General features: G+C 65.4%; 1 pseudogene. It reads right to left on the reverse strand.

Annotation, left to right across the window (positions count from 1 at the left end):
• Positions 1-569: pseudogene (locus tag EN984_RS37045) on the reverse strand (helicase); the annotation flags it as partial.

The following is a 569-nucleotide window of genomic DNA, read 5'->3' on the forward strand; positions in this document are numbered from 1 at the left end:
GTCCTGCGCTTCGAGCCGCGCCTTGACCTCGACGGCCGGCTTAGGCTCGGCACGATAGCCGAGACCCTTGAGAATTTCTTCCATGTCGTCCGCGGTGGCGCCGAGGATCGACATCATCGGCGGCGTCACCATGAAGGACTGGCCGTCATAGGCGCCGTCCGGGCGCTGGCCGAGGCCGGGCTTCCAGTTGGTCGCCGGACGGATCAGATCCGCCAACCGTTCCAGTATGTCGATGCGCACGGCGCGACGGCCGAGATTGCGGTAGCCGGCAAGCTTATAGAACGTCTTGTCGAAAGCAGGGTCGATCACCACCGAGGTGCGACCCGAGGCGAGCGCATGGACCACGTCGCCAAAACCCGGCTTGTCCTTGCCGTCGTTCTTCAGCGCCCACAACAGCGTCACCAGTCCGGCAGGCGCCGGCTTGATCAGCGCCGGCACGAAGACATGGTAGGCGCCGAAGCGCACGCCAAGCCGGCGAAGGGTGGCGCGGCCTTCCTGGTCGAGCGACTTCATCTCCTCGGCGATGTCGCGGCGGTTGATGAGGCCGAAATTCTCGACCAGCTGGAAGG

The sequence above is a fragment of the Mesorhizobium sp. M7A.F.Ca.CA.004.12.1.1 genome (genome assembly GCF_003997835.1).
Lineage (GTDB): Bacteria > Pseudomonadota > Alphaproteobacteria > Rhizobiales > Rhizobiaceae > Mesorhizobium.